This window comes from Pyrobaculum sp., assembly GCF_049971835.1.
Classification (GTDB): domain Archaea; phylum Thermoproteota; class Thermoprotei; order Thermoproteales; family Thermoproteaceae; genus Pyrobaculum.
In genome coordinates, this window is record NZ_JBMFKV010000366.1 from 1 (window position 1) to 1,296 (window position 1,296).

A 1,296-nucleotide genomic window follows, 5' to 3' on the forward strand; every position below is an offset into this window, starting at 1 on the left:
CCCCGCCCCTAGACACAAGCACGTACTCCACACCGCCGCCAGCCACACCCTCCACCACGGCGGTGTGCATCACCCCCTCCCCCGCCTCGACGTAGAGAACCACAGAGCCCGAGGCGGCGCTGTCGATATCCAAGACGACGTGGCTAGCCACGTGGGCCCCCCTCTCAGAGGCCAGCAACTTAACCACCAGGGGGCCTACCGAGCCCCTCACCCTCACAGACACGGGCTCCCTCAGCGCCGCGGCGTGCAGGGCCAATATCTTGCTGTTTATCTGCACCTCTCTAAACACGTCGTCGGCGATCCCCACCTCCACGCCCCCGCACCTCCCAGCCCCAAGCAACACGCCGTTGTGAATCACAACCTCACAGCCAGAGACAGGCAACTCAACCCTCGGCGCCGCCTCCAGGCGCTTAAACCCCTCAAACCTAGACCAGTCGGTGTAGTATCTAATGGTGGGGGAATCCGCCACCTCCTGCCAAGGGAGCTTACCCACCAGCTCCGCCCCAAGCGATCTGGCCGACTTTACATCCATGACCTCCACGTCGTTTAGAGTTAATATAGCTTAGCGGCAGGAGACATTAATTTTAATACCGCGGGTTATATACGTGGAGCCCTTGGCATTGCTAAAAAGGCGTGCTGAACAGCTCGGGAAGGACGCAGATGCATTCCTCCTAGAGCTCCTAGCCCGGGAGGCGGACCCCCCGGAGAGGGTTGAGGCTTATTTAGCCGCCTCCGACTGGTTCTGGAGAGAGGGGCTGAGGCTACTTTCACTAGGAGACTTGAGACAAGCCTCTGAGAAGATATGGAACGCAGTGGTGCAATCAGTGAAGGCCTATGCAGAGGTCTCTGGGCTTCCGCACGACTCTCACAGACTAATCTGGGCTGTGGTGAGGCGGCTGGCTAGAGATAAGCCGGAGCTAATCACCATGTTTGCCGCCGTTGAGCAGTTGCATATAAACTTCTACGAGGGACATCTCGAGAGGGGCGATATAGAAGCTCTTCTAAAGGCGGCGGAGTCCGTCCGGTCACACGCCGTGGAGATGGCTAAGTCGGCGCAGAGGCGGGGCTGAGCACGGTAGCCACGGTCCTCAGTAGCTGGAGGTTCATCTCCCTTGTCCCCACTGTAATGCGGACGTAGCCCGGGCCGAGCCTCCGCTCCTCGTCTCTAACCCAGACTCCGTGTTTTCTGAGCAACTGGGCGAAGCCGGGAGGGCCTCTGGCTAGGAGGAAGTTGGCCCACGTAGGCCACGTCTTGACCCCCGCCTTGTCGAGGCCCTGCCTCAGAAGCTCGGCGCC

General features: G+C 60.3%; 2 protein-coding genes and 1 pseudogene. 1 reads left to right on the forward strand and 2 read right to left on the reverse strand.

All coding sequences use genetic code 11. The features are described 5' to 3' along the window. A pseudogene (locus tag ACP5J3_RS14700) lies at nt 1-532 on the reverse strand (SufD family Fe-S cluster assembly protein); the annotation flags it as partial. 73 nt (nt 533-605) lie between these two features. On the opposite strand from ACP5J3_RS14700, the gene ACP5J3_RS14705 reads away from it, so the two are divergent. Next, nucleotides 606-1,070 carry a PaREP1 family protein gene (locus ACP5J3_RS14705; RefSeq protein ID WP_428496363.1) on the forward strand — a complete coding sequence of 155 codons (465 nt, stop codon included), beginning with the start codon at nt 606-608 and terminating at the stop codon, nt 1,068-1,070. Here the strand turns inward: ACP5J3_RS14705 and ACP5J3_RS14710 are convergent. After that, nucleotides 1,045-1,296 (reverse strand): aminotransferase class I/II-fold pyridoxal phosphate-dependent enzyme (locus ACP5J3_RS14710; protein ID WP_428496364.1); only part of this gene is annotated, 252 nt, incomplete at its 5' end. The genes ACP5J3_RS14705 and ACP5J3_RS14710 overlap by 26 nt on opposite strands.